This is a genomic window from Bauldia litoralis (genome assembly GCF_900104485.1).
GTDB classification, from domain to species: Bacteria; Pseudomonadota; Alphaproteobacteria; order Rhizobiales; family Kaistiaceae; genus Bauldia; species Bauldia litoralis.
This window is the reverse complement of the sequence record NZ_FMXQ01000001.1, coordinates 761,396-785,000: the sequence shown is the minus strand read 5'-3', so window position 1 is coordinate 785,000 and position 23,605 is coordinate 761,396. Positions and strand designations below refer to the sequence as shown.

The following is a 23,605-nucleotide window of genomic DNA, read 5'->3' as shown; positions in this document are numbered from 1 at the left end:
TGACAAGTCGAGCAGAGTCGAAAGACGGCCATAGTGATCCGGTGGTTCCTTGTGGAAGGGCCATCGCTCAACGGATAAAAGGTACGCCGGGGATAACAGGCTGATGATGCCCAAGAGTCCATATCGACGGCATCGTTTGGCACCTCGATGTCGACTCATCACATCCTGGGGCTGGAGCAGGTCCCAAGGGTTCGGCTGTTCGCCGATTAAAGTGGTACGTGAGTTGGGTTCAGAACGTCGTGAGACAGTTCGGTCCCTATCTGCCGTGGGTGTAGGAGAATTGAGAGGATCTGTCCTTAGTACGAGAGGACCGGGATGGACGTACCTATGGTGGACCTGTTGTGGCGCCAGCCGCATAGCAGGGTAGCTAAGTACGGACGGGATAACCGCTGAAAGCATCTAAGCGGGAAACCCACCTCAAAACTAGTTCTCCCTTGAGAGCCGTGGAAGACCACCACGTTGATAGGCCGGGTGTGGAAGTGCGGCAACGCATGAAGCTTACCGGTACTAATAGCTCGATTGGCTTGATCACTCTCATTATCCGTGTCCGCCTGGACAGGGCAAAAGACCAGACATGCTTCGTATGATTTGGACGCCGCCGGCGAGAGTTGGCAGCGTCCGCTTCATACGGCTGCGCTTCGCCGGCCTGGTGGTTCTTGCGAGGAGCCCAGAACCCGATCCCATTCCGAACTCGGCCGTTAAACTCCTCTGCGCCGATGATACTTCGTCTCAAGACGTGGGAAAGTAGGTCACTGCCAGGCCTGCCAAGCGCAGTCCAAGCTGTCTGAAACATGCTTCGAGAAATCTTCTCATCACGAAAACTGCACACGTTGAACGCCGCCCTTCGGGGCGGCGTTTGCGTTTGTGCTGTCGGCTTCATTCCATGTTCTGAAATGCCCTGCGGCCCGCCGGCGGTGGCAGGCGTGCGCCAGCCGGCGCGCGTCCGATGTCGGCGAGCTGCGCCATTTTTCGTTGCAGTGGCCGAGGTCATGCCCGGCGATCGTCAGAGGCCTTCAGCCGGGCAGGGTTCCTGGGGCGCGCCGGTCGTTCGGCTCACCACATCATCGTCCAGTAGATTGGCGGCAGATCCTCGCCGTCGCGCGGCTCGAAGGACTTCTGCCAGTCGCGGAACATGCCGCGGAGGCCCCGCCGCGACGGATCCATCCCCGCCATCCGCTCATTCATCTCGCGCAAGCGGCGGACCAGCGTCTTCATGAAAAGGATCGCGTGGGCCGGATCGCTCTGGACCGAGGCGATGAAGTCGTCATAGCCGGTCAGGATGCATTCGATGTCGGTGACGGCCTTGACGGTGGCGGATCGCGGCCCGGGATCGATCAGGCTCATCTCACCGAAGACGTCGCCCGCCTCGAGTTTTCCGACGACCGTCGCGCTGGCGTCGTCGCCGACGCTGATCTCGACGGTTCCGGAAACAATGAGAAAAGCCGTCCCGCCCTCTTCGCCCTCACGAATGACGGTTTCCCCGGCCTTGTAAGTGACGGTCTTCATGCGATTCTCTCCCGGAAACGATGCCAATGCGGCCATGCTTCGCGGGACGATAGTCGAGCGCGTCCGATCGGCATAGTGTCCTGAGGGTCGCGTTACCAACCAGGCCTTTGACCGGGCACGAATGCTGGAAAAATCTGACCGATGAACTTTGCTGCTGCACCCCTCGCCATTCCGGATCTTATCCTCCTCACGCCAAAGGTTTTCAGGGATCCCAGGGGCCAATTTTCCGAGACCTATCGAAAGGATTTTCTGGCTTCAATCGGCAGGGACATCGACTTCGTTCAGGAGAACCATGCGATTTCCCACCAGGCAGGCACGGTACGTGGGCTGCATTTCCAGCGGCCTCCGGCGGCGCAGACCAAGCTCGTCCGCGTGGTGAAAGGGGCTATTCTTGACGTAGCGGTGGATATCCGGCGCGGCTCCCCGACCTATGGGCAATCGGTCGCCGTCGAGCTCACGGCCGCGAAGGGCAAACAACTGCTCGTTCCACAGGGCTTCGCCCATGGCTTCTGTACCCTCGAGCCCGACACTGAAGTCCTTTACAAATGTGATTCCTATTACGCGCCCGAACTCGAGGGGGGGCTTCGGTACGACGATCCCGCCCTCGGCATCGTCTGGTCCGCGGCGACCGTCGAGGTTGTGGTCAACGATCGCGACGCCAGCTTTCCCGGGCTGAGCGAACTGGATTCCCCTTTCACCATGTGAGCTGGCAATGGGCGAGGACCGCAAAGTCTTCTTGGTGACAGGTGGCGCCGGCTTCATCGGATCGGCCGTCGTCCGCCATCTGATCGCGAAGACGCAGCACGCCGCGGTGGTCGTCGACAAGCTGACTTACGCCGCAAACCTCGACTCGCTGGCGTCCGTCTCCGGCGATCCCCGATACGCTTTCATCAAGGCCGACATTCTCGATACAAAGCGGATCGCCCAGATCCTCGATACTGTCCGGCCCGACGTGATCATGCACCTCGCCGCCGAGAGCCATGTCGACCGATCGATCGATGGTCCGGCCGATTTCATCCAGACCAATATCGTCGGAACCGGCTCGATGCTGCAGGCGGCGCTGGGCTTCTGGCGGACCTTGGGCGAGACGGAAAAGAAACGCTTCCGATTTCATCACGTTTCTACGGATGAGGTCTTCGGCTCCCTCGAGACGGAGGGGCTTTTCACGGAGGATTCGCCCTACCGGCCGAATTCACCCTATGCCGCCTCCAAGGCCGGGGCCGACCACCTCGCGCGCGCCTGGTATCGAACCTACGGCTTGCCGATCGTGATGAGCAATTGCTCCAACAACTACGGTCCATGCCAGTTTCCGGAGAAACTTATCCCGCTGATGATCCTCAATTGTCTTGAGGGCAAGCCATTGCCGATCTACGGAAGCGGTGAGAACGTTCGTGACTGGCTGTATGTCGGCGATCACGCGGAGGCCCTGGTGTCAGTCGCGGAAGGGGGAGCGATCGGCGACAGCTACAATGTCGGCGGAAACGCCGAACGATCGAACATCGCGGTCGTGCGGTTGATCTGCGGCCTGATGGACAGGCATGCGCCGCTCTCGTCCGGAGAGCGATACAGCCACCTGATCACCCATGTCGAGGACCGGCCAGGGCATGACCAGCGCTATGCCATCGACAGCACCAGGATCAGGACCGAGATCGGTTGGGCGCCGAGCGAAACCTTTGAATCCGGACTCGACGCCACGGTTCGCTGGTATCTTGAAAACCGCTCCTGGTGGGAGCCGATCCGCGCCGGCACCTATCGGGGCGAGCGCCTGGGCATAGTCTCGTGATCCTGATATTCGGCGGGGGTGGTCAACTGGCGCAGGAAATCGTGGCCCGGTCGGCCCGCGCCGGGGTGCCGGCTGTGGCGATCCGGCGGGATGCGGCCGACATCGCCGACGACCGGCAGGTCGCGGACGCTATCCGCAAGTTCGAGCCAACGACGGTCGTCAACGCCGCCGCCTACACCGACTTCGACCGGGCGGAGACGGATTCCAGCGCCGCGATGCGGGCCAACCGCGACGGACCGGCCGTCCTGGCCGAACACTGCAGGGCAAACGGACTGCCGCTCATCCACTTCTCGACCGACTATGTCTTCGACGGGCGCAAGGTGGGCCCGTATCGCGAGGACGATCCCGCGGTGCCGCTCAGTGTTTACGGCCGAAGCAAGCTGGCTGGAGAAGAGGCGGTCCGCGCCCGTCACGCCGACTACCTGATCCTTCGGGTATCCTGGGTCTATGGCCGGTACGGCGAGAATTTTCTCAAGACGATTCTCCGCCTTGGCCAGGAGCGCGATAGCCTGAATGTCGTGGCCGACCAGCACGGCTCGCCGACGGCGTCGACTGATATCGCCGACGCCGTGATCCGGCTGATCCCTGTTGTCGAGGGGGGCGGTGCGCCCTTCGGGACCTATCACTTCGCCGGCACGGGCGAGACCACGTGGTACATGTTCGCCGCCGCGATCCTTGAGGCCGCGGCAGAATTGACGGGACGAACGGTGACGGTCCGACCGATACCCGGCTCCGACTATCCGGCGGCGGCGGAGCGGCCTGCCAACTCGGTGCTCGACTCCGGTCTTTTCGAGCGGACATTTGGATTCCGCGCGAGGCCGTGGCAGGAATCGACAAAGCGGGTGGTGGCCGAACTGCTGGCCGAAGGGGGAGTAACGTGACGCGGAAGGGCATCATCCTGGCGGGGGGATCGGGCACGCGGCTTCACCCGCTGACGCTGGTCGCGTCGAAGCAGTTGCTGCCGGTCTATGACAAGCCGATGATCTACTATCCCCTTTCCAGCCTGATGCTGGCGGGCATCCGGGACATCCTGATCATCACCACGCCGCATGATCTTGCCGCGTTTCACCATCTGCTCGGCGACGGCTCGGGCTGGGGATTGTCGATTTCCTATGCCGCGCAGCCAAGCCCCGATGGATTGGCGCAGGCATTCCACATCGGCGCCGATTTCGTCGGTGACAATCCGTCCTGCCTCGCTCTCGGCGACAACCTGATCTATGGCCAGGGCTTGTCCGAGGCGCTGGCGAAGGCCGATGGCGCGAATACCGGCGCCACGGTGTTCGCCCACCGGGTCGAGGATCCGCATCGCTATGGCATTGTCGCCTTCGGTCGCGACGGACGCGCCCTCTCGATCGACGAGAAGCCCCAGGCGCCGAAGTCGCACTGGGCGGTCATCGGCCTTTATTTCTACGATGGCACCGCCGTGGAGCGGGCCCGCTCGCTCAGGAAGTCGGCGCGCGGCGAATACGAGATCACCGATCTCAACACCACCTATCTCCGGGAGGGCGCGTTGCAGGTCGAACGGCTTGGCCGCGGCTTCGCCTGGTTCGATGCCGGCACCCATGCATCGCTGCTCGAAGCCGGCGAATTCGTCCGTATTCTCCAGACCCGCCAGGGGCAACTGATTGCCTCGCCCGAGGAAATCGCGTTCACGTCGGGCTGGATAAGCACGGACGATCTCATCGGCCACGCGGAGCGGCTGGGACAGACCGATTACGGCAAGGCATTGATGTTGTTGGCTTCAGAGGCGGCCGCTCCCGCCAAATAGCGGAGCATCGACCGAGGTATCTTGGTTGCGGGGGTAGGATTTGAACCTACGACCTTCAGGTTATGAGTTAGAAGGCCGTAGCGCTCTTTGGCTCTCAGAAGATGTCGTATGATGTCGTTTATGCGTAAATTCAATATCTTATGGCATTTGCGTTTATCGTACCCATTCTCTAATGTGGTTGCCAACCGGTTGCCGGAGCGATCTGGCAACCAATTTGTGGGGGAGCGGACGTGCCAGTCAAGATCACGAAACGCGCGGTGGATCAGGCTTCAGCAGCGAGCAAGCGCGATGCAACGATATGGGATACCGAGGTAAAGGGCTTCGGATTGCGTTGCCGACAGTCGGGGGCAAAGTTCTATGTGCTCAAGACGAGGATTGGCGGTCGTCAGCGGTGGATCACTATCGGGAGGCATGGGTCGCCTTGGACGCCGGATAGCGCGCGTCAGGAAGCGCTGCGATTATTGGGCTACAAAGCAGGGGGAAATGATCCTGCCTCGGATCGCGACAATCAGAAGGGCGTGATCTCTGTTGAGGAGTTAGGCGAACGATTCCTCACTGAATACGTACTGCGTCGGTGCAAGCCCAGGACCATTTGCGAGTATCAACGCGCCGTGGAACTCTTCATCAATCCAACACTCGGCCGTCACCGGATCAGCGACATCAGCCGCACGGATGTGGCCCGTCTACACTACGAACATCGGTTGATCCCGTATCAGGCCAACCGAACCTTGGGCGTGCTATCTAAGATGATGGGTCTTGCCGAGGAGTGGGGCCTCCGTCCCGAGGGGTCAAACCCTTGCGTGAGAGTGAGAAAGTATCCCGAGATCAAGCGGGAGCGTTACCTGTCGCAAGAGGAACTTCGTCGGCTTGGCGCCGTTCTAACCGAGGCCGAAGGCACAGAGTCGCCATTCGTCATCGGGGCGATCCGACTTCTGGTCCTTACAGGCGCTCGCCTGTCGGAGATCCTGACGCTCAAATGGAGCTATGTAGACGTCGAGACAGCCACTTTGCGGTTACCGGATTCCAAGACCGGGGCGAAGACAATCTTTCTGAACCCGCCCGCCATTGCGGTCCTGCGATCCATCCCGAGAATGGATGGAAATCCCTTCGTCATCGCGGGCGAGAAGGCGGCAGCTCATCTGGTCGATCTCCAGAAGCCCTGGAGGCGGATTAGGGCGAAAGCTGGCTTGGACGATTTGCGGATTCATGACCTACGGCACTCGTTCGCCTCGGTGGCTGCGGGCGCCGGACTAAGCCTGCCGATGATCGGAAAATTGCTAGGGCATTCGCAACCTGCGACGACCGCCCGGTATGCACATTTGGCTTCGGAACCGATGCGAGCGGCCGCTGACCGGATTGGAGCCGAGATCTCCATCTCGTTGACCGGCGAATTCCTGCCGACAGGGGATCATTAAAAATGGCTCATTTCCGCGATTTTGAACACATTTAGGCTTGCGAGCAAGGCTGACTCGTCCATAATTGATCTGTCAGCTTGTCCCTCTTCTTCGAGCGCCAAGTCAACGAAATAGCGTGCCTTGGTCAACACGCCTTTCAAGCCGGACTGCCAAACAAACTGGAGCGTTGGCGCGCCCGCCGACGGGTGAATTCATTCCTATTTCGGCTGAAATTCAAGAGGAGTTCCTCACTGTTCCGGAAACGGCGCTTTTCCTTCGGGTTAGCGAAGTCACACTCGCGCGATGGCGGACCGAAGGCAGCGGACCCCGATTCGCTAAATTCGGCCGGCGAGTTGTTTACGACCGTTTCGATGTAGTTACGTGGACTGAGGCCCAGAAGCGCACCAGCACATCTGCCGGGCCCAGTGATTAAATTCTCAACATCAGGCACCGAGCGCGACAATTCGTGGAAGACCGCGCGATACCCCGATTCGCACCCCAGTACGGACGTTTCAACTGGAGATAGTAGCGATGCTCTTGCCCTCGCCGCTTGACTCAGTCGGGCACGTCACCGCCCACTATGACCGGGTTAAGATAGCAGCCAAGGCGAGCAAAGCCGACTTGCTCCGCCTATTGCCGATGGCCTCCCTCCAGACGCACTCGTTGGACTTCAGGGTCAAGCAACGGCATGCATACACGGGCGTTTACAACGCCAATATCGACGTCGTCTGCGCGACCGATCGGGCGCCCCTTCGCATCCTGGCCTGCGCCCCGGGGGCCTTAATGGGGCACGTCGTGACAGAGGTGGAAATCGCAGTTGATTCCAGGGAAATTCCATCCCTTCACGAAGCGATGGAGATACTTGACAAGGTCGTCCGTCATGCCGGCAAAGCTCGCCACTCACGAGATCGTGTCATCGCTAGCGCAGCGCCATGGAATGAACGGAACGTCAAGCGCAACAAGAAGGCAGGCTTGGTGGAGGGAGTTCCGACGGTCTACTTCGAAGACCGCGCCGCGGAGGTCGGCTTGAAAATTTATCTGCGTCAGCAGAGACGCAAGGGCGGAGGGCTGGGTGGCTATATCGTGCGGATAGAGTTCACGCTCCGCACGAAGGCGATTTCCCGGCACCTCGGCGGGGATACGATCTCAGCGCTCGTGCGGGCTAGCCTTAAGCGCTTCGTACAAGAAAATCTCGCCGTTGCGACCGTGGACTACGAGGCGATGGGAGCTCTTGTCGGGCGACGACGATCGACGGGACAGCAATCTGGGAATTCTCGTTTTCGTGGCAGCGCAGAGCGAACGGGACATATGGCCACTCGCCATTGGGCCGCGCACGAATTCAGCGCCAAGCGTGACGCCATCTGCAAGGCAAAGGGACGCAATGCCGCCCATGCTTTTGAATCGCGCGAGCATATCTGGGGGGAGTTCTTGTGCGCGTGGAAATCCCCTGCGCAAATCCGCTCAAAATTATTGGCACTGCGCCGGGAAGAGTTGGCCGCGCGACGATCCAAAAAAGGGCGAGTCGCTGGAAGGCCGCGATACACCTTAAAGGCAATAGAAGCCTGTTTCGTGCGAAGCGCGTGAGCCGCTCACGGGACAATAGTAGAGGGATCCATGCTGCGGACCACCTATTTCATCAATAATTTCAATAATCAGCTATCTCAAGAAATCACCGGAAAGCATGTAATCGACTGCATCAAACGTACGTTGCCAAGAAACATATTTCTTACGCCTTAAGTGGGTGATCTGACGGCACTCCGTTCCAAAAAGCCGAAGAATGTACATCTCCAGGATTGCGCACCGAGAGCCCATTTCCTGATCCGCGGAAGGGGAGGGGCGGTCTTGTTTTGGGGAGGGGAGGGGAGCCTCGAAAGAGGTCCCGCCGCGCCGAACTCGCGCCATAGATTTTATCTGACCGCGCCGGCTAATGATTTTTTTTGATTTGAGTGGAGGACGGATAGGGGGCTGGTCACGGGATCTCGCACGATTAAATCATTTGTTTCTCGTCCGTCGCGGCAACTCCAACTGGCGACGCACCCTGAGTGGATGATCTGTGTTACGGACGAAAGGCGAGTCCTCACGCCAGCGTTGGCTGCTGGTCTTTCGGAGCGGCTCTTGTACATGGGCAAGATTGCCGAGATGATCGAGTCAACATTGCCGAAGGCCGGTCGGCCAAAGACCTACAAGACGAAGGCGGCATAGGATGGCACCCGTCGCATCAACCGAGCTAAAGGGGGCAGCAAAAGGTCGCCACACTCAGTGGGCCGCACAATTCTTGGCTGCTGCCGAAGTGGTGCGGCGTGGATACACAGTGTCGTTCACGATGGGCAACAACACTCCCCTCGCCGATCTGATGGTCGGATCGCCGAGCGGTGACGTGTTTTGGGTTGACGTCAAAGGCAACGCCACAAAGAGTGATTGGCTTGTTAAGCCGAAGGCCCTTCATGATAAGCTCTTCTATATTTTGGTGGCCCTGTCGCCCCTGCCAATCGCCCCAACGAAGCGCGAGCCTGATCACTTCTTTGTCCTTACTCAGCAAGAAGCCAATGCTCTCGAGCAGGACTTTCGGCGCGCATACCCTAAAATGAAAACCAGCATGCCCGGCTTCAAGTTCGCGGCGCCTCGCGAGCACGAGGATTGCTGGGACAAGTTACCCCGGTGATTTCCATCTGACGCACCACCATCGCTGGACAATTGTCTTTCTCAGTTGCCGGTGCGCCTGGTGATGGTTCCGAGCAAATCATGCCGGTCCCGCTGAAAGCGCCTACATGCGTCACCATAGGCTGAACCGCGGAGCCAGTTGTTGAAGCCATTGTCGTGGCCGACAAGGGCGTTCCGGTGCGTGCCTGGTGAGTCGGGTTGCCCCAAGGTCAAGACGCGTTGTGCGGCCACGACGATGGCTCTGTCGACGTGCGACACGCGGCAGAGTGCATGGTAGCCGCCTCGGAGCCCAACTGAATCGACTTTGTAGGACGACAGATCCGGTATCGCTCCCCTTCCTATCTCCTAGCCTGCGGCTTTGGTAAATTACTGGTCTTTGACCGGCACGGAGGGAAGAGAAGATGGCTAAACGGCGGCGATGGGGGAAGACGCCAACTCGTGTTGTCACAGTTGCGGGCGACGGTGACAATGCTGAGGTTGGTCGCTACGGCGTGGCGGTGGCGGGCAGCGACGGTTCAGCCAAAGGTGAATTTCTGGGTGCCGCGATCGCGGGGGACCGGGCGCAAGCGATCGCCGCAAAAGGTTCAGTTGCAATGGCGGGCTTTGATAGCCGCGCTGCGGCGGGGGACGGGTCTTTGGCCAGGGCGCGAAGTGGCGGACTTGCTACCGGCGAAATTGATGCGGTCGCAATGGTTGAAGACGGCGCATGGGCATTATCGCTGCAGCAAGGATTTGCCTTCGCGCGCTTCGGGCTGGCGGAAACCATCAAAAACGGTGTCGCTGCCGCTATGGCACAAAGCTCCACGGAAGGAGGAGGGCGCGGCATTGCGATCGCGGGGCCCGCCGGAATCGCTCTAGCGATGTATGAGGATGCGCTAGTTCAGGCAGGTGTTGGCGGCGCCTTGGCCGGCTTTTGGCGGCCAACGGCAAAAGAGGTTCGGCTTGCGATTCAACCCGTATGTAAGACGGGCGAGCACCGCCCGAACACGTTGTATCGGTTTGAGAAAGGACAGTTCCTGGCCCTTACACCGGCGGAGCAGAAGAAGGCAGACAACGACATCACCATTTGTCGGGAAAGATGGAAGAATGAGGCAAGAAAACTTCGGAGAAAACCCCCGGCGTAGACGAGGTTCGCTGGCAAAAACGTGGCCGACAAAGGCGATTGGTGGTGGTCCAGTGGCTCCCCGGGCAGAGCCACGCCAGAACGCCCCGGACGGGCGCTACAAGCGGTTCAGAGGGGGCGTTGCATAGCGCTCGCTGCTTGTCGCTTCAGTTGGTGGTTACGCCGATGTGGCTCGGCTTGCCGGGTGGCCGCTGTCGTGGTCGACAAACGCGATATGGTGGTGCTCTGATCATTGCCCGTCACCTTGCACCGGATGTCGGCGCGAAGTGGACTGACATATGCTACCTCACGGAGACGACCCCCCGGTAGATTCGCTAGCTGGCGTCAATCTGAACCAGACCTACCGCTCCAAGAAGAGGCGATTATCTCTGGTCGGCTAACTTTGAATTGGCATTCCGCAGATGGCGACTGGTCCCATCAGGATGGGACGGTCAAAAGGTAAGAGAAGTCTGAATGATCACCGGCGAACTCAAGTCGAAAGTCGACCGCATCTGGGACACGATGTGGTCCGGCGGCATCTCCAACCCGTTGTCCGTGATCGAGCAACTGACCTATCTGCTGTTCATCAAACGGCTCGACGAGTTGCACATCTTGAAGATGGCTAAAGCTGCCCACACTGGATTGTCGATCGAGGAGCCGATTTTCGCAGCGGATCAGGATAACCTCCGCTGGTCGCGCTTTAAGGAAGCTGCTCCTGAGCAGATGTTCGAGACAGTGCGCGATGGCGTGTTTCCCTTCATTAAGACGCTCAGGCAGAAGGGGGAGGCCGACGGCGAGGGGAACTCGACCTATACCCACCACATGAAGGACGCCCTCTTCATGATGCCCACGCCACGGGTGCTGGCTAACGTGGTCGATCAACTCGACGGCATCGACATGGTCGACCGCGACACCAAGGGCGACCTCTATGAGTACATGCTTGGTAAGATCGCGACCGCCGGGCAGAACGGGCAGTTCCGCACCCCGCGCCACATCATCAAGCTTATGGTGGAGATGACCGAGCCCACGCCCAAGGACGTGATCTGCGATCCGGCTTGCGGCACGGCGGGCTTCCTCATCGCGGCCTCCGAGTACCTCGTCGCGCACCATAGCGACACCATCTACAAGGACGCCGAGGCCCGCCGCCGCTTCAACGAGGGCACCTTCCACGGTTACGACTTTGACAACACGATGCTGCGTATCGGCAGCATGAACATGCTGCTGCACGGCGTGGAGAACCCGGACATCCGCTATCGGGACTCCCTTGCCCAGGCCGATGAGGACGAAGCGGAGAAGTACTCCCTCGTCCTCGCCAATCCCCCCTTCGCCGGCGGCCTTGACTATGAGTCCACTGCCAAGGACCTGCTGCAAATCGTCAAGACCAAGAAGACCGAGCTGCTATTCCTCGCGCTCTTTCTGCGCCTGCTCCAGGCTGGTGGGCGCGCCGCCAGTATCGTACCCGACGGCGTGCTTTTCGGGTCGAGCAAGGCCCACAAAACCCTACGAAAGATCCTGGTCGAGGATCAAAAGCTCGACGCCATCATTTCGATGCCCTCCGGCGTCTTCAAACCCTACGCCGGGGTCTCCACCGCGATCCTGCTCTTCACGAAAACGAACTCGGGCGGGACCGATCACGTTTGGTTCTACGACATGCAGGCCGACGGCTTCTCTCTGGACGACAGGCGCATCCCGCAGCCGCAGAAGAACGATCTCGCCGACATCCTCGCGCGCTGGCAGAAGCGCGACGCGGAGGTCGAGCGAGCACGGACGGACCAGAGCTTCCTCGTACCCAAGGCCGAGATCGCAGGCAACGACTACGACCTCTCCATTAACCGCTACAAGGAGGTGGCGCACGAGGCAGTGGAGTACGATCAGCCAAAGGTCATCCTGGAACGGCTGGCGGCGCTAGAGGAGGAGATTGCGAAAGGGCGTGAAGAATTAGAGGGGCTGCTGGGGTGAACTGGTCGACCAATACACTGGGTTCTGTTGCAATTCTTGATAGGCAGTCCGTTCACCCATACGAAGCAGATGCTGAGACTTCGTATTTGGGACTCGAACATCTTGATAGCGAGGGTGGTATCGACAGCGTCGAGACGGTTGGCTCGGCCGAAATCAAGAGTAACAAGTTTCACTTTTCCGACCGTCACATCCTCTTCGGGAAGCTGCGGCCGTATCTCCGCAAGATCGCTAGACCAGATTTCTCTGGTATTTGCAGCACCGACATCATTCCTATTCTCCCGAAGGAAGGATTGTCGCGCGACTACCTGTTCCACTTTCTACGGACCCCGGAAGCCGTCGAACTGGCGACGAGCCGCTCCTCCGGCGCAAATCTTCCGCGCTTAAGCCCAAAGCAGCTGGCCACATTCCAAATCCCTCTTCCGCGCCTCGCCGAGCAGAAGCGGATTGCGAGAATCCTGGATGCGGCGGACGCCCTGCGGGCCAAGCGCCGCGAGTCCCTCGCCTCAACGGAGAGCCTCCTCCAATCCACCTTCCTCGACATATTCGGCGACCCCGTCACCAATCCGATGGGCTGGGAAGTGACGCGAATTGGGTCAATCATTAAGGTATTGGGTGGATTTGCGTTCAAATCGGCCGACTTCGCAGAAGAAGGGGTCCCTATTGTCCGTATCTCCAATCTAGCTGGTGATTCAATCAATCTTGAGAACTGTGCTCGAATACCCGTTTCGGCGTTGGGAAAGGGGGCGCGCTTCAAGCTTTATCCAGGCGACACGCTAATGGCTATGTCCGGGGCAACAACGGGCAAGCTCGGCCACGTTCCGGATGAGCTAAACGATGATTGGTATTTGAATCAACGAGTCGGGGCATTTCGCGTTCCTCAAGGAGCTGCAGTTGACCGCCAATACCTCCGCGCATTGCTAAAATCGTCGTTCTACCAGGATCACGTATGGAATCTGGCCGGTGGGGCTGCCCAGCCGAACATCAGCGGCAAGCAGCTGGAATCGGCAGAGATTCCCGTCCCGCCTCTCGACCTTCAACACCGCTTCGCCGCCATGGTCGAGGCTCTCGAGCAACAGAAGGTTCTTCAGCGCGCGCACCTGGCCGAGCTCGACACCTTGTTCGCCTCACTTCAAGCCCGCGCCTTCCGAGGAGACCTCTGAGCCCAATGGAGATTTCCGCCAACTTCGCTTTCCTGAAACAGGAGTTCCCGCAAGCGGCGGAGAGCGCGAGTTATGCGGAGCTGCATGTGTATGGCGACCCGCGGGGATCCTGCTTCCATGCGCGACACGCACTGGAGCGCCTGGTGGCGCGCGTCTACAAGGTCGACAAGACCCTGAGCCCGCCGAAGGTCACGAACCTGGACGGCTACCTCAGCGAGCCCGCCTTCCGCGAACTCTTGCCCGAGGTCGTCTGGCAGAAGGCGGAGTACATTCGGCAGGCGGGCAACGTGGCGGTGCACGGGAAGAAGATGCCCACGCCGGAGAAGGCGCTGGACCTCGTGCGGGAGCTTTTCCACGTCCTCTACTGGGCGGGCCGCACCTACCTGCGCAAGGGAGCGGAGAGCCTGCAGGAGAAGACATTCGACGAGTCCCTCGTCCCGAAGGCGGTGCCGAAGGCAACGCCCGCCAGCGTCGAGGCGCTGAACGCCCTCAAAATGGAAGGGGATGCGGCGGAGAAAAACCGCGTGGAAGTCGAGAGCGAACTCGAAGCGTTGCGCGAACGGCTCGCGGCCATCAAGGCTGAGAACGAGGCCGTCCCAGAGACCCACGACTGGAACGAGGATAAGACCCGCAAGCTCCTTATCGATCTCGCGCTGCAGCGCGCCGGCTGGCCGCTCGATCGGAAACATGACCGCGAATACGAAGTGACGGGTATGCCTAACCAGAAGGGTACCGGTTACGCCGACTACGTCCTCTGGGGCGATGATGGTAAGCCACTGGCGGTGGTGGAAGCAAAAAAAACCATCATCGACCCGAGGGCAGGGCAGCAGCAGGCAAAGCTCTACGCCGACTGTCTGGAGGCGATGCACGGCCAGCGTCCGATCATCTTCTATACGAACGGGTACAGGACCCATCTGTGGGATGATCTGGCCTATCCGCCGCGCAGCGTCGCAGGGTTCTACAAAAAGGACGAGCTGGCGTCGCTGGTTCACCGCCGGGACCAGCGACAGCAGCTGGATGTAGCCCAGGTCAAGAACGATATCGTCGAGCGATACTACCAGAAGCGGGCCATCGGCAGCATCGGGGAGCAGTTCGCGCAGGGGCGGCGCAAGTCCCTCCTGGTGATGGCCACCGGCAGCGGAAAAACGCGCGTGGCCATCGCGCTGGTTGACCTACTGCAGCGGGCGGGTTGGGTGAAGCGGACACTGTTCCTGGCTGATCGGGTGTCGCTGGTCAACCAGGCGGTGGCCGCCTTCAAGACGCACTTGCCGGACTCGAGCCCGGTGAATCTTGTGAGCGAGAAGGACAAGGCGGGTCGGGTCGACATTTCCACTTATCCGACGATGATGGGGCTGATCGACGAGACGAAGGGCACGGAGGCGCGGTTCGGTGTCGGGCATTTCGACTTGGTGATTATCGACGAGGCACATCGCTCCGTCTACCAGAAGTACGGTGTAATTTTCCGCTACTTCGACTCGCTGCTGGTCGGTCTGACCGCGACGCCCCGGGAGCAGGTCGACCGCAACACGTACGAACTCTTTGACTTGGAGCCGGGGGTTCCGACCGACGCCTACGAGCTGGATACCGCGGTGAGGGACGGCTTCCTCGTACCCCTTCGCGCGCAGCAGGTGGACCTAAAGTTTCCACGCGAAGGTATCGACTACGACTCGCTGAGCGACGAGGAGAAGGAGCAGTGGGAGAACCTCGACTGGGGCGATGATGTTGAGGAGAACGGTCTTCCAGACAAGGTCAACGCCTCAGCTATCAACAGCTGGCTTTTCAACAAGGACACAGTCGACAAGGTGCTCCAGCACCTGATGGATAAAGGCCACAAGGTCGAAGGCGGCGATCGGCTGGCCAAGACGATCCTCTTCGCCCGCAGCCATGAGCACGCGAAGTTTATCGAGGATCGCTTCAACCACCACTACCCCCATTACAAAGGGCACTTCGCGCGGATCATCGACCACTATGCGAAATTCCCGCAGAGCCTGCTCGATGATTTCTCGCAGAAGGACAAGCCGCCGCACATCGCGATCTCGGTGGACATGCTCGACACCGGCATCGACATTCCCGAAGTAGCGAATCTCGTCTTCTTCAAACCGGTCTACTCGAAGATCAAGTTCTGGCAGATGATCGGGCGCGGCACGCGACTGTGCCCGGACCTTTTTGGGCCCGATCACGACAAGCAGGACTTTCGGGTCTTCGACTTCTGTTTCAACTTCGATTTCTTCCGGGAGAACCCCGATGGCATTGAGACCGGTGGCGCGATCCCGCTCGGCACCCGGCTATTTCGCCACCGGGTTCAGCTGCTGGCCCATGTCCAGGCGACACCGAACCTAGATCCGAAAAGCAAGCTCGCGCCGTCGTTGACCACGGAACTTCATGGGGAAGTGGCGGCCATGAACCGCGAGAATTTCATTGTGAGGATGCATCTGGAAGCCGTCGAGCGTTTCCGGGAGCGCGCGTCGTGGCAGAAACTCAGCGACTACGACCGTGAGAGGCTGCAGCGCGAGGTGGCAGGGCTGCCTAGCGAGATCGAGACAGATGACATCGAGTCACGCATGTTCGATCTTACAGCTCTCCGAATGCAGCTCGCCCTAGCCGAGGACGACTTGGGCGCCTTCGAAAATCATCGGCTGCGGATGATCCAGATCGCCATGCTGTTGGAGGAGAAGAACACGATACCAGCAGTCAAGTCCCAGCTCGATTACCTTGCTTCTATGCAGGAGACCGGCTTCTGGGACGGGATGAATTTAAACGGCCTAGAGGACCTCCGCTTGCGGCTGCGCGGGCTGGTGCAATTCCTCGACAAGAAGAAGCGCAAGATCGTCTACACCGACTTTCAAGACGAGGTCATGGGCATACGCGAGGAACCGGTTGTCGGCATGCCGACGATGACCGGCGCTCAGTACGAGAAAAAGGTCAAGGGCTACCTCAGCAGCCATCTCGACCACCTCGTGATCCATCGTCTTCGCGCCAACCAGCCGCTCACCGCTACGGACCTAAAGGGGCTTGAATCGACCTTGGTGGAGATCGGTGAGGATGATGGGGAGGTGTTGCTCAATGGTTTACTTGCCCGCAGCGAGGCACCCTCATTAGCCCACTTCGTCCGCAGCCTCGTCGGCCTTGACCGGTCAGCCGCAAACTCTCTGTTTTCGGAGTTCTTGAATAATCAGAGCCTCACCCCCCCACAGATTCGCTTCGTCGAGATGGTGATCGATCAACTCACTGCGCGCGGTGTCATGGAAGCATCCGCGCTGTATGAGGCACCCTTTAGCAATCTCCACGCGGGCGGGCCGGATGCGCTTTTTGCCGGTAGAGAGAATGTCATCTCCGGAATCTTCGAAGCGCTAAAACATGCGCAACCAGAAATCCGGGCCAGCACAGGATGAATGCTGTCCCGGGGGACGGTCACAACAGATCGTACGCACGGAACGAGCCTTAATGAGTTGGACTCAGCCGGGTTCGGGCGCCACGAAAAATCGGAAATTCAACAAGGCGAGAAAGAGCCGAAAGACGGAGCGGCTGGACCGCCCAGCTATGCGCGCTTTGACAACGAATTCGGAAACCAAGAGGTTGCCATTTGGTTGCCAAGACTCGCGCGTCGCGTTGGCGAAAAAATAAACTCCAGCCTAACAATTTGAAATAACTCAGAGAACTTGGTTGCGGGGGTAGGATTTGAACCTACGACCTTCAGGTTATGAGCCTGACGAGCTACCGGGCTGCTCCACCCCGCGCCAAGAGCGGCCCCAATCAGGGGCGGGTTGGATATAGACCCTTCGCTCGCGGAATAGAAGGGGCCGGGAGCGTTTGCCGGCTATTTTTTCGGCAGGCGCCGATCCTGTGGATGGAGGGGCGGCGGCAAATTGCTCGGGTCGGCGGGATTTCCGCAGAATTCCGCCATTTCAGGAGGGTGCCAGTCGCGACGCCGCGGCCGGCCAGAATCGTCGCGGGCTCAGCGAATCGGCGGGGCGTATTGCAGGCCGCCGCGGTTCCAGAGCTGGTTCATGCCGCGCGGAATGCCGAGCGGCGACCCTTCTCCCAGCGACCGTTCGTAGATCTCGCCGTAGTTGCCAACGAGGCGAACGACATCGACAGCCCAGGTATCGGCAACGCCCATCTGTTCGCCGAAGCCCCCCTCCGCGCCAACGAAGCGGCGCACGTCCGGCTTCTTGGACGCCAGCGCCGCGTCGACGGTGTCGGAGGCGATGCCGAGTTCCTCGGCGTCGAGCATGGCGAAATAGACCCAGCGCACCAGCGTCGCCCACCGGGCGTCGTCCTGGCGGACGACGGGGCCGAGCGGCTCCTTCGAGATCGCATCGGCAAGCACCAGGTGCTCGTCGGCGTCATCGAGCTTCAGGCGCTGCGCGTAGAGCTGCGACATGTCGCTGGTGACGACGTTGCAGTCGCCGCTTCGATAGGCGGTAAGCGTCGCCTCCGGCGAGTCGGTGAGGACGGCCTCATAGGCCATGTTGTTGTCGGTGAAATAGTCGGCGAGGTTGGCCTCGCTGGTGGTGCCGGACAATACGCAGACCTTGGCGCCGTCGAGTTCGAGCGACGAGAAGGTGCCGGCCGAGCGCGACAGCAGGAAGCCCTGGCCGTCGTAATAGGTGACGCCGACGAAGGTCAGCCCGAGCCCGGTCTCGCGGCCCATCGTCCAGGTCGAGTTACGGGCGAGCAGGTCGATGCGGCCGTCGGCCAGCGCCGGGAAGCGCTCCTCCGCCGACAGCGGGACATAGTCGACCTTGTCCGGATCGGCGAAGATCGCCGCCGCGACGGCACGGCAGAAATCGACGTCGAAGCCGGCCCATGTGCCCGCCGCGTCCGGCGCGGCAAAGCCCTGCAGACCCTGGTTGACGCCGCAGACGAGCTTGCCGCGTTCCTTGACGGTGTCGAGGGTGGAGGCCATTGCGGCGGTGGCGAAGCCGGCGGCAACCAGTACGGTCGCAACGGTCGTCGCCGCGACCCGGCCAAGTCGTCTGGTCATCATCGTGTTCTCCGGGCTCAGAGACTGGCCGATTGCCGGACCACCACCTTGGTGCCGACAGGGACGCGGGCAAACAGATCGATCACGTCGCGATTGACCAGCCGGAAGCAGCCGGACGACACGGCATGGCCGATGGTGCGGGGCTGGTTGGTGCCGTGGATGCGATAGACCGTGTCGCCGAGATAGAGCGCGCGGGCGCCCATCGGGTTGCCCGGGCCGCCGGCCATGAAACGGGGCAGGTAGGGCTGGCGCTGGATCATCTCCGGCGGCGGCCGCCAATCAGGCCATTCCTGCTTGCGCGAGATCTTCAGAAGCCCCTGCCACTGGAAGCCGTCGCGCCCGACGCCGATGCCATAGCGGATCGCCTGGCCGTTGCCCTGGACGAGATAGAGGAAGCGCTCGTTGGTATGGACGATGATCGTGCCGACCGGTTCGTTGGTGCGGAAGAAGACCGGCTGCGGACGATACTGCGCCGGCAGCATCTCCTCTTCCGGCGTCGGCACGTAGCCGGGCTGTTCGTCGACGACGAGTTCCTTGCGGCTCTTGGCCTCGCCGGGCGTGGCGAAGAAGGGCGCGGCGGCGATTACCGCCAGCGCCAGGCCGACAACGGCCAGTCCTGCAGTCAAGCGATTGCGCTTCATCGATCCCTCACAAGGTTATGCCCCCTCAGGCACACCGAACGAATACCATCGTACCGTAGCGATCCCGGGCGCTCTTATCGAGCCACACGGTGATCAACATGCCGTTTTCGTAAACGGTCACGACCCGATCCTGGGCCATCCCCGGCGCGCCGCGCGGTCCGATGAAACTGCGGCCGTCGGGCGTCTGCTTGATGAAGACCTCGGTCGGCGTCGTCTGGTCGGGAAGGTGCATCATCACCCCGCCATTCGGGCCCTGGGCGACCTTGTACGGATTGCTGCAGGCCGACCGGGCCTCCGCCTCGGTGCGGGTGCGGTCCTTGTCCTGATGGTAGGAGGCCAGGCCCCAGTTGCCGGGGAGTTCGGCGACATTCACCGTGATCGCCGGGGCGGCGATGGTCGGCACCGCCGGCGCTTCCAGCCCGAGATTTCCGGTTGTCGTGTTGCAGGCGGCGAGAATGCCGCCGGAGACGATCGCCGCGAATGCCGGAAGCCGGGTGCGGCGCGTGGTTGCGTCAGCCTTCATGCCGGGCCGCCCGAGCGGGTGGATACGACGCGCTGCCCTGCCATGAAAACTCTCCCCGTCGGGGCCGGTCCGATCTGATCCCTGGCCGACGCCTGCGGAAATATAGCACCTCGATTGCCAGGCGAAACCGAAAGTCGATCACGGCAATCGGGTGGACGCCCGGGGGCCGGATTGCGATACAAAGGAGAAACACGCGGGCGACCCTGGCCGACCCGCCACGGAAAGGGATGTGCGATGCCAAGCGAGACCCAGCCGACCCTGGCTCTATCCACCTGGAGCATCCACCGGGCGCTCGGCACGCGCTACGCCAATTCACCGGCGAATGACACCGACGGCCCGCCCGAGGAAACCTGGGGCGCCGGTACGATGTCGCTGCTCGACGTGCCGGCCGCGATCGCCAGGCTCGGCATCGGCCGGCTGGAGATCTGCCATTTCAACATCCCCGGCCGCGACGCCGGCTTTCTCGGCGACCTCAAGGCGGCGATCGCCGACTCCGATATCACGCTGCAGACGCTGCTGATCGACGATGGCGACATCACCGATCCGGCGCATGCCAAACGCGACAGCGACTGGATTGCCCGCTGGATCGATGTCGCGGCTTCGCTGGGTGCCGAGAAGGCGCGGGTCATTGCCGGCAAGCAGCCGCCGACGCCCGAGGTGCTCGACCGATCGGTTGCCGGCCTCGCGCCGCTTGCCCGCCACGGCGCGGAGCAGGGTGTTCGTATCCTGACCGAGAACTGGCTGGCGACGACGCCTGGCCCGCACGAGGTTCATTCCATCCTCGACCGGCTCGATGGCACCGTCGGCTTCCTCGCCGATCTCGGCAACTGGACGGGGCCGGGCAAGTATGACGACCTCGCCTCTGTCCTGCCGCGCGCCGAGAACAGCCACGCCCATTGCAATTTCACGGAAGACCTGGAGATGGATACCGAGGACTTCGGCCGCTGCCTATCGGTCGCCGACGCCGCCGGGTATGACGGGCCGATCACGCTGATCTACGCCGGGCCGTCCGACGACGAGTGGGAGGCGATCCGCCGCGAGCGCGATTTCGTTCTCCGCCACGCGCGGTCACCCGTGGCCTGACCCGACGATGGTCGCGCGGCTCACCCTGACGATCCGCAGCCCAGGGCTGCTGATCGGCGTTCGCGGCATCGAGATCCTGCTCGACGGCGAGATGGTCGACCGGGTCCAGTTCGGCGAAGCCTGTACGATCGAATGCGAGGCGGGCGAACATACCCTGCGTGCACGCATGCGCGCGGTGATCAGCCGCCGCTCAAACATCCTGAAACTGACCGTCGCCGACGGCGAGGACCGCCGCTTCGACGGAAAATACAGCCGGCTTTGGGGGACTCTGCCGATTCGCGAGATCCGGGCCTGATCGAGGGATTCAGGACGCGGCCTTGAGTGCAGGATCGTCGGCGCCTGAAAGGATGCCGAGGCTGGTGACAAGGTCGCCGATTGCGGTGTTCGACATGGGCGCGCCATAGAGGAAGCCCTGAACCTCCTGGCAGCCGTCGGCCATCAGCTGGTTGGCCTGCTCGAGGGTTTCGACGCCCTCTGCGTTGATGTGAATGTTCAACGCCTGGCTCAGGCCGATGATGGCGCGGACGATCGCCTGGGCGTCGCTGCTGTTGTTGAGGTCGGCGACGAAGGAACGGTCGATCTTGATCTTGTCGAAGGGGAACCGGCGAAGATAGCCGAGGCTCGAATAACCGATGCCGAAATCGTCCATCGCGATGCGAACGCCGAGCGCGCGCAGGCGGTTGAGGACATCGAGGGTGTGTTCCGTGTCGTTGAGGAGGATCTCCTCCGTGATCTCGAGTTCGAGACGGCTGGCTGGCAGGCCGGTCTCGGCGAGGGCGCGCTCGACCATCGCCACCAGGCCCCTCTGCTGAAACTGGAGCGGCGACAGATTGACCGCGACGCTGAGCGGCGCCCAGGGGAGGGCTTCGCGACAGGCGGTCCGCAGCACCCATTCGCTCAACGGGATGATGAGACCGGTCCCTTCGGCGACGCGAATGAATTCCTTCGGGGGTACATCGCCACGGACCGGGTGGTGCCAGCGCAACAGCGCCTCGAGGCCGACGATCCTCTGTGAGGCAAGATCGATCTGCGGCTGGTAGAAAAGCCTGAAATCCTCGGCGTGGAGAGCCTTGCGGAGATCGACCTCAAGCGCCTTGCGCGACTGAAGTTCGGCGTCCATCTCCTCTTCGAAGAAGTGGTAGGTGTTGCGCCCGTTATCCTTCGACTTGTAGAGGGCAAGATCCGCCTGTTTCAGGAGTTGCTGCGGGTCGCTGTCGCCGTCCGTGCCGGTCATCGCCATGCCGATGCTGATTCCGATGATCGCTTCCTGGCCGTTGATATCGAAGGGCTGCTCGACCGCGGCGATGGCCCGCTTCGCGAGGTTGACCGCGGCTTCGGCGTCGTTCGTTCCGGTCTGGATGATGGCGAATTCATCGCCGGACAGGCGGGCCAGGGTATCGCCCTGGCGCAGGCACCCGGATACCCGCGCCACGAACTGCCGCAGCAGGGTGTCGCCGGCGGCGTGGCCGAGCGTGTCGTTGATATCCTTGAAGTGATCGAGATCGAGGGAATGAACGGTCAGCGCCTGTCCCCTTCGCGATGCGCCGGCGATCGCGGTCGTCAGCCGGTCCATGAACAGGACGCGATTGGGCAGCCGGGTCATCGCGTCGTGGCTGGCGAGGAAGGCGATCCGATCCCACGCCCGTTGCAGGGAACGCACCGGGAGGATGCGCAAGCCCAAAAAGACCAGTGTCCCGACGATGAGGGAGAGGACCCCGATCGAGGCGGCCTTCAGATACAGGGCCTTCAGCGACTCGGTGATCTCGATGGTGCCGACCGGCGCACCATAGTCGAAGAGAGCCTTGCGGTGGGTGACTGTCGGCCACCCGTCGGAGAAGTTGCTGCCCCGCGTTTCCGTGACGAGATCGCTTGTGGCGCCGAACACGCGATGCCGATCGCTGCCATCGGCGCCGCCGAGGTCGCCGTTCTTCAGGAGTTCATCGAGCCGGATCGTCTCGAATTGCCAGTAGTCGGGATTGGCATTGATCAACTGGGTGAGTTGAAGCGAAAGCAGGTCGGTCCGCGTTTCAATCGCCGTCGATTCAAGCCGATACCCGAAATAGAGGAATCCGAGCGGTGGTCCGAAGGCGATGACCAACGCCGTGAAGGCGGCCAGCCACTTGGCGACCTTGACGACCGGATTCCGACCGGTCATTCGGCGGCTCCACCCGCCGGGTCGGGATCGGCGCCGGTCGCAAGGTAGCCGGCGGATGTGAGAAGCTGCTGGGCCTCGGCGGTTTCGACGAAGGCAAGGAAGCGCTCGGCGCCGGGATCGGAGATTCCGCTGCGAGACATGAGATACAGGCTCTTGCCGTGCGGGTAATTGCCTTGCCGGAAGGCGTCGGTTGTCGGCGCTACGCCATCGAGAGCCAGCGGCTTGAGGTCGCGTCCTTCCGACTGCAGTTGCCCGAGCGCGATGAGACCGACGGATCCAGGGATATCTTCCAGTGCCGTCGCATTGTCCTGATCGTTGATGGCGACAAACAACGCCGGATTCCCGGTTGCGGTGGTAACCGCCTTGTCCATCCCGGGCGACAGCGTGCGCAAGAATCCGGTGTCGGCTTCCGCTGCCGGCCGCATGACCAGGCGGAGACGGGAACCGTCCGGCCATGTCGTCGTCTCATTGGCGTAGACCGCCGTCATGTCCTGGAGCGTCACGGCCTCGACCGGCGTGTCCGGCCGGGTCGCGAAGACCAGCGGGGTCCTTGCATATTCCCACTGGTGCAAGCCAGCCGCTGCCTCCTGTTCCTTCAGGGGACGGGCGCTGACCGATACCTCGATACTGTCGGCCAGGAGCGCCTTGATGCCGCCGCCGGACCCGAGGCTCGGCAGCACTGTCAGCTCGAAGTCCGGGTTGGCGGCGTTGAAGGCGGGGACCAGCAACCGGAGCCCGCCGAGCGCCGATCCGGTGCCACCGATGCGAATCTGCGCCGGCTCGGCGCTGACGGCGGAACCGGCGACCGAGGCCAGCAGGACGGCCGCTATAGCCGCCGCGCGGGGGCGTCTCCCCCCGGTTCGAAGAAGTCGCCGCATCGGTT

General features: G+C 61.5%; 20 protein-coding genes, 1 tRNA gene and 2 rRNA genes (1 of these 23 only partly in view). 16 read left to right on the top strand and 7 right to left on the bottom strand.

All coding sequences use genetic code 11. The annotated features are described in order from the left end of the window. Window positions 1-532: ribosomal RNA gene (locus tag BLT60_RS03730) — 23S ribosomal RNA — on the top strand; it begins 2,222 nt to the left of the window's first position. A gap of 113 nt (window positions 533-645) precedes the next feature. After that, window positions 646-761 (top strand): 5S ribosomal RNA (rrf, locus tag BLT60_RS03725). A gap of 292 nt (window positions 762-1,053) precedes the next feature. Here rrf and BLT60_RS03720 read toward each other — a convergent pair. Beyond that, the gene (locus tag BLT60_RS03720; RefSeq protein WP_175478276.1) at window positions 1,054-1,506 is read right to left on the bottom strand and encodes a Crp/Fnr family transcriptional regulator; all 453 of its coding nucleotides are present in this window, start codon (window positions 1,504-1,506) and stop codon (window positions 1,054-1,056) included. A 141-nt stretch (window positions 1,507-1,647) separates the two neighbouring features. On the opposite strand from BLT60_RS03720, the gene rfbC reads away from it, so the two are divergent. The 12 genes from rfbC to BLT60_RS03660 all read left to right on the top strand — a co-directional run bounded on the left by rfbC (window position 1,648) and on the right by BLT60_RS03660 (window position 16,725). After that, window positions 1,648-2,211, top strand: coding sequence for a dTDP-4-dehydrorhamnose 3,5-epimerase (rfbC, locus tag BLT60_RS03715; protein WP_090874830.1), 564 nt, complete (start codon window positions 1,648-1,650; stop codon window positions 2,209-2,211). A gap of 7 nt (window positions 2,212-2,218) precedes the next feature. Continuing rightward, on the top strand, window positions 2,219-3,289 hold the full coding sequence (gene rfbB / locus BLT60_RS03710) for a dTDP-glucose 4,6-dehydratase (protein ID WP_090874829.1): 1,071 nt from the start codon (window positions 2,219-2,221) through the stop codon (window positions 3,287-3,289). Then, on the top strand, window positions 3,286-4,170 hold the full coding sequence (rfbD, locus tag BLT60_RS03705; protein WP_090874828.1) for a dTDP-4-dehydrorhamnose reductase: 885 nt from the start codon (window positions 3,286-3,288) through the stop codon (window positions 4,168-4,170). Before rfbB ends, rfbD begins: the two co-directional genes overlap by 4 nt. Beyond that, window positions 4,167-5,057 (top strand): glucose-1-phosphate thymidylyltransferase RfbA, encoded by an 891-nt coding sequence (gene rfbA / locus BLT60_RS03700; RefSeq protein WP_090874827.1) that lies wholly within the window; start codon window positions 4,167-4,169, stop codon window positions 5,055-5,057. Before rfbD ends, rfbA begins: the two co-directional genes overlap by 4 nt. 230 nt (window positions 5,058-5,287) lie before the next feature. Continuing rightward, window positions 5,288-6,472: a site-specific integrase gene (locus BLT60_RS03695; protein WP_090874826.1), complete on the top strand. Its 1,185-nt coding sequence runs from the start codon at window positions 5,288-5,290 to the stop codon at window positions 6,470-6,472. 115 nt (window positions 6,473-6,587) lie between these two features. Then, window positions 6,588-6,884, top strand: coding sequence for a helix-turn-helix transcriptional regulator (locus tag BLT60_RS25030; protein ID WP_425284955.1), 297 nt, complete (start codon window positions 6,588-6,590; stop codon window positions 6,882-6,884). A 98-nt stretch (window positions 6,885-6,982) separates the two neighbouring features. Continuing rightward, window positions 6,983-8,035, top strand: a complete 1,053-nt coding sequence (locus tag BLT60_RS03685) for a hypothetical protein (protein ID WP_090874824.1) — start codon at window positions 6,983-6,985, stop codon at window positions 8,033-8,035. A gap of 619 nt (window positions 8,036-8,654) precedes the next feature. Next, a complete protein-coding gene (locus BLT60_RS03680) occupies window positions 8,655-9,113 on the top strand; it encodes a hypothetical protein (RefSeq protein ID WP_139167745.1) in 459 nt (152 codons plus the stop codon). A gap of 400 nt (window positions 9,114-9,513) precedes the next feature. Beyond that, entirely contained in the window at window positions 9,514-10,236 is a 723-nt protein-coding gene (locus BLT60_RS03675) for a hypothetical protein (RefSeq protein WP_139167744.1), read from the top strand. Between the two features lie 452 nt (window positions 10,237-10,688). Then, a complete protein-coding gene (locus BLT60_RS03670; RefSeq protein ID WP_090874821.1) occupies window positions 10,689-12,173 on the top strand; it encodes a type I restriction-modification system subunit M in 1,485 nt (494 codons plus the stop codon). Beyond that, complete coding sequence (locus BLT60_RS03665) at window positions 12,170-13,333, top strand: restriction endonuclease subunit S (RefSeq protein ID WP_090874820.1); 1,164 nt, start codon at window positions 12,170-12,172, stop codon at window positions 13,331-13,333. The genes BLT60_RS03670 and BLT60_RS03665 overlap by 4 nt, the downstream gene beginning before the upstream one ends. A gap of 5 nt (window positions 13,334-13,338) precedes the next feature. Continuing rightward, complete coding sequence (locus BLT60_RS03660; RefSeq protein ID WP_090874819.1) at window positions 13,339-16,725, top strand: DEAD/DEAH box helicase family protein; 3,387 nt, start codon at window positions 13,339-13,341, stop codon at window positions 16,723-16,725. Window positions 16,726-16,993: 268 nt separating this feature from the next. Here the strand turns inward: BLT60_RS03660 and BLT60_RS03655 are convergent. From BLT60_RS03655 to BLT60_RS03640, 4 genes are all read right to left on the bottom strand, one after another. After that, window positions 16,994-17,070: transfer RNA gene (locus tag BLT60_RS03655), tRNA-Met, on the bottom strand. Window positions 17,071-17,288: 218 nt separating this feature from the next. Further along, the gene (locus tag BLT60_RS03650; protein ID WP_090874956.1) at window positions 17,289-18,320 is read right to left on the bottom strand and encodes an amino acid ABC transporter substrate-binding protein; all 1,032 of its coding nucleotides are present in this window, start codon (window positions 18,318-18,320) and stop codon (window positions 17,289-17,291) included. 17 nt (window positions 18,321-18,337) lie between these two features. Beyond that, the gene (locus BLT60_RS03645; protein WP_090874818.1) at window positions 18,338-18,961 is read right to left on the bottom strand and encodes a L,D-transpeptidase; all 624 of its coding nucleotides are present in this window, start codon (window positions 18,959-18,961) and stop codon (window positions 18,338-18,340) included. Window positions 18,962-18,986: 25 nt separating this feature from the next. Next, on the bottom strand, window positions 18,987-19,484 hold the full coding sequence (locus tag BLT60_RS03640) for a hypothetical protein (protein ID WP_090874817.1): 498 nt from the start codon (window positions 19,482-19,484) through the stop codon (window positions 18,987-18,989). 234 nt (window positions 19,485-19,718) lie between these two features. On the opposite strand from BLT60_RS03640, the gene BLT60_RS03635 reads away from it, so the two are divergent. Together BLT60_RS03635 and BLT60_RS03630 are read left to right on the top strand one after the other, a co-directional pair. Further along, window positions 19,719-20,567 (top strand): sugar phosphate isomerase/epimerase family protein, encoded by an 849-nt coding sequence (locus tag BLT60_RS03635; protein ID WP_090874816.1) that lies wholly within the window; start codon window positions 19,719-19,721, stop codon window positions 20,565-20,567. Between the two features lie 7 nt (window positions 20,568-20,574). Further along, window positions 20,575-20,862, top strand: a complete 288-nt coding sequence (locus BLT60_RS03630) for a hypothetical protein (RefSeq protein ID WP_090874815.1) — start codon at window positions 20,575-20,577, stop codon at window positions 20,860-20,862. A gap of 9 nt (window positions 20,863-20,871) precedes the next feature. Here BLT60_RS03630 and BLT60_RS03625 read toward each other — a convergent pair whose 3' ends face one another. Both BLT60_RS03625 and BLT60_RS03620 read right to left on the bottom strand, forming a co-directional pair. Then, window positions 20,872-22,722, bottom strand: coding sequence for a putative bifunctional diguanylate cyclase/phosphodiesterase (locus BLT60_RS03625; protein ID WP_090874814.1), 1,851 nt, complete (start codon window positions 22,720-22,722; stop codon window positions 20,872-20,874). Then, the gene (locus tag BLT60_RS03620) at window positions 22,719-23,600 is read right to left on the bottom strand and encodes a PstS family phosphate ABC transporter substrate-binding protein (RefSeq protein WP_175478275.1); all 882 of its coding nucleotides are present in this window, start codon (window positions 23,598-23,600) and stop codon (window positions 22,719-22,721) included. The genes BLT60_RS03625 and BLT60_RS03620 overlap by 4 nt, the downstream gene beginning before the upstream one ends. Between the last annotated feature and the right edge of the window lie 5 nt (window positions 23,601-23,605).

What these genes read in the sequence shown, in the direction of transcription:
- BLT60_RS03720 (WP_175478276.1), bottom strand. Translation starts at nt 1,506, where the DNA reads ATGAAGACCGTCACTTACAAGGCCGGGGAAACCGTCATTCGTGAGGGC.
- rfbC (WP_090874830.1), top strand. Translation starts at nt 1,648, where the DNA reads ATGAACTTTGCTGCTGCACCCCTCGCCATTCCGGATCTTATCCTCCTC.
- rfbB (WP_090874829.1), top strand. Translation starts at nt 2,219, where the DNA reads ATGGGCGAGGACCGCAAAGTCTTCTTGGTGACAGGTGGCGCCGGCTTC.
- BLT60_RS03685 (WP_090874824.1), top strand. Translation starts at nt 6,983, where the DNA reads ATGCTCTTGCCCTCGCCGCTTGACTCAGTCGGGCACGTCACCGCCCAC.
- BLT60_RS03680 (WP_139167745.1), top strand. Translation starts at nt 8,655, where the DNA reads ATGGCACCCGTCGCATCAACCGAGCTAAAGGGGGCAGCAAAAGGTCGC.
- BLT60_RS03675 (WP_139167744.1), top strand. Translation starts at nt 9,514, where the DNA reads ATGGCTAAACGGCGGCGATGGGGGAAGACGCCAACTCGTGTTGTCACA.
- BLT60_RS03670 (WP_090874821.1), top strand. Translation starts at nt 10,689, where the DNA reads ATGATCACCGGCGAACTCAAGTCGAAAGTCGACCGCATCTGGGACACG.
- BLT60_RS03660 (WP_090874819.1), top strand. Translation starts at nt 13,339, where the DNA reads ATGGAGATTTCCGCCAACTTCGCTTTCCTGAAACAGGAGTTCCCGCAA.
- BLT60_RS03650 (WP_090874956.1), bottom strand. Translation starts at nt 18,320, where the DNA reads ATGACCAGACGACTTGGCCGGGTCGCGGCGACGACCGTTGCGACCGTA.
- BLT60_RS03645 (WP_090874818.1), bottom strand. Translation starts at nt 18,961, where the DNA reads ATGAAGCGCAATCGCTTGACTGCAGGACTGGCCGTTGTCGGCCTGGCG.
- BLT60_RS03640 (WP_090874817.1), bottom strand. Translation starts at nt 19,484, where the DNA reads ATGAAGGCTGACGCAACCACGCGCCGCACCCGGCTTCCGGCATTCGCG.
- BLT60_RS03635 (WP_090874816.1), top strand. Translation starts at nt 19,719, where the DNA reads ATGCCAAGCGAGACCCAGCCGACCCTGGCTCTATCCACCTGGAGCATC.
- BLT60_RS03630 (WP_090874815.1), top strand. Translation starts at nt 20,575, where the DNA reads ATGGTCGCGCGGCTCACCCTGACGATCCGCAGCCCAGGGCTGCTGATC.
- BLT60_RS03625 (WP_090874814.1), bottom strand. Translation starts at nt 22,722, where the DNA reads ATGACCGGTCGGAATCCGGTCGTCAAGGTCGCCAAGTGGCTGGCCGCC.
- BLT60_RS03620 (WP_175478275.1), bottom strand. Translation starts at nt 23,600, where the DNA reads ATGCGGCGACTTCTTCGAACCGGGGGGAGACGCCCCCGCGCGGCGGCT.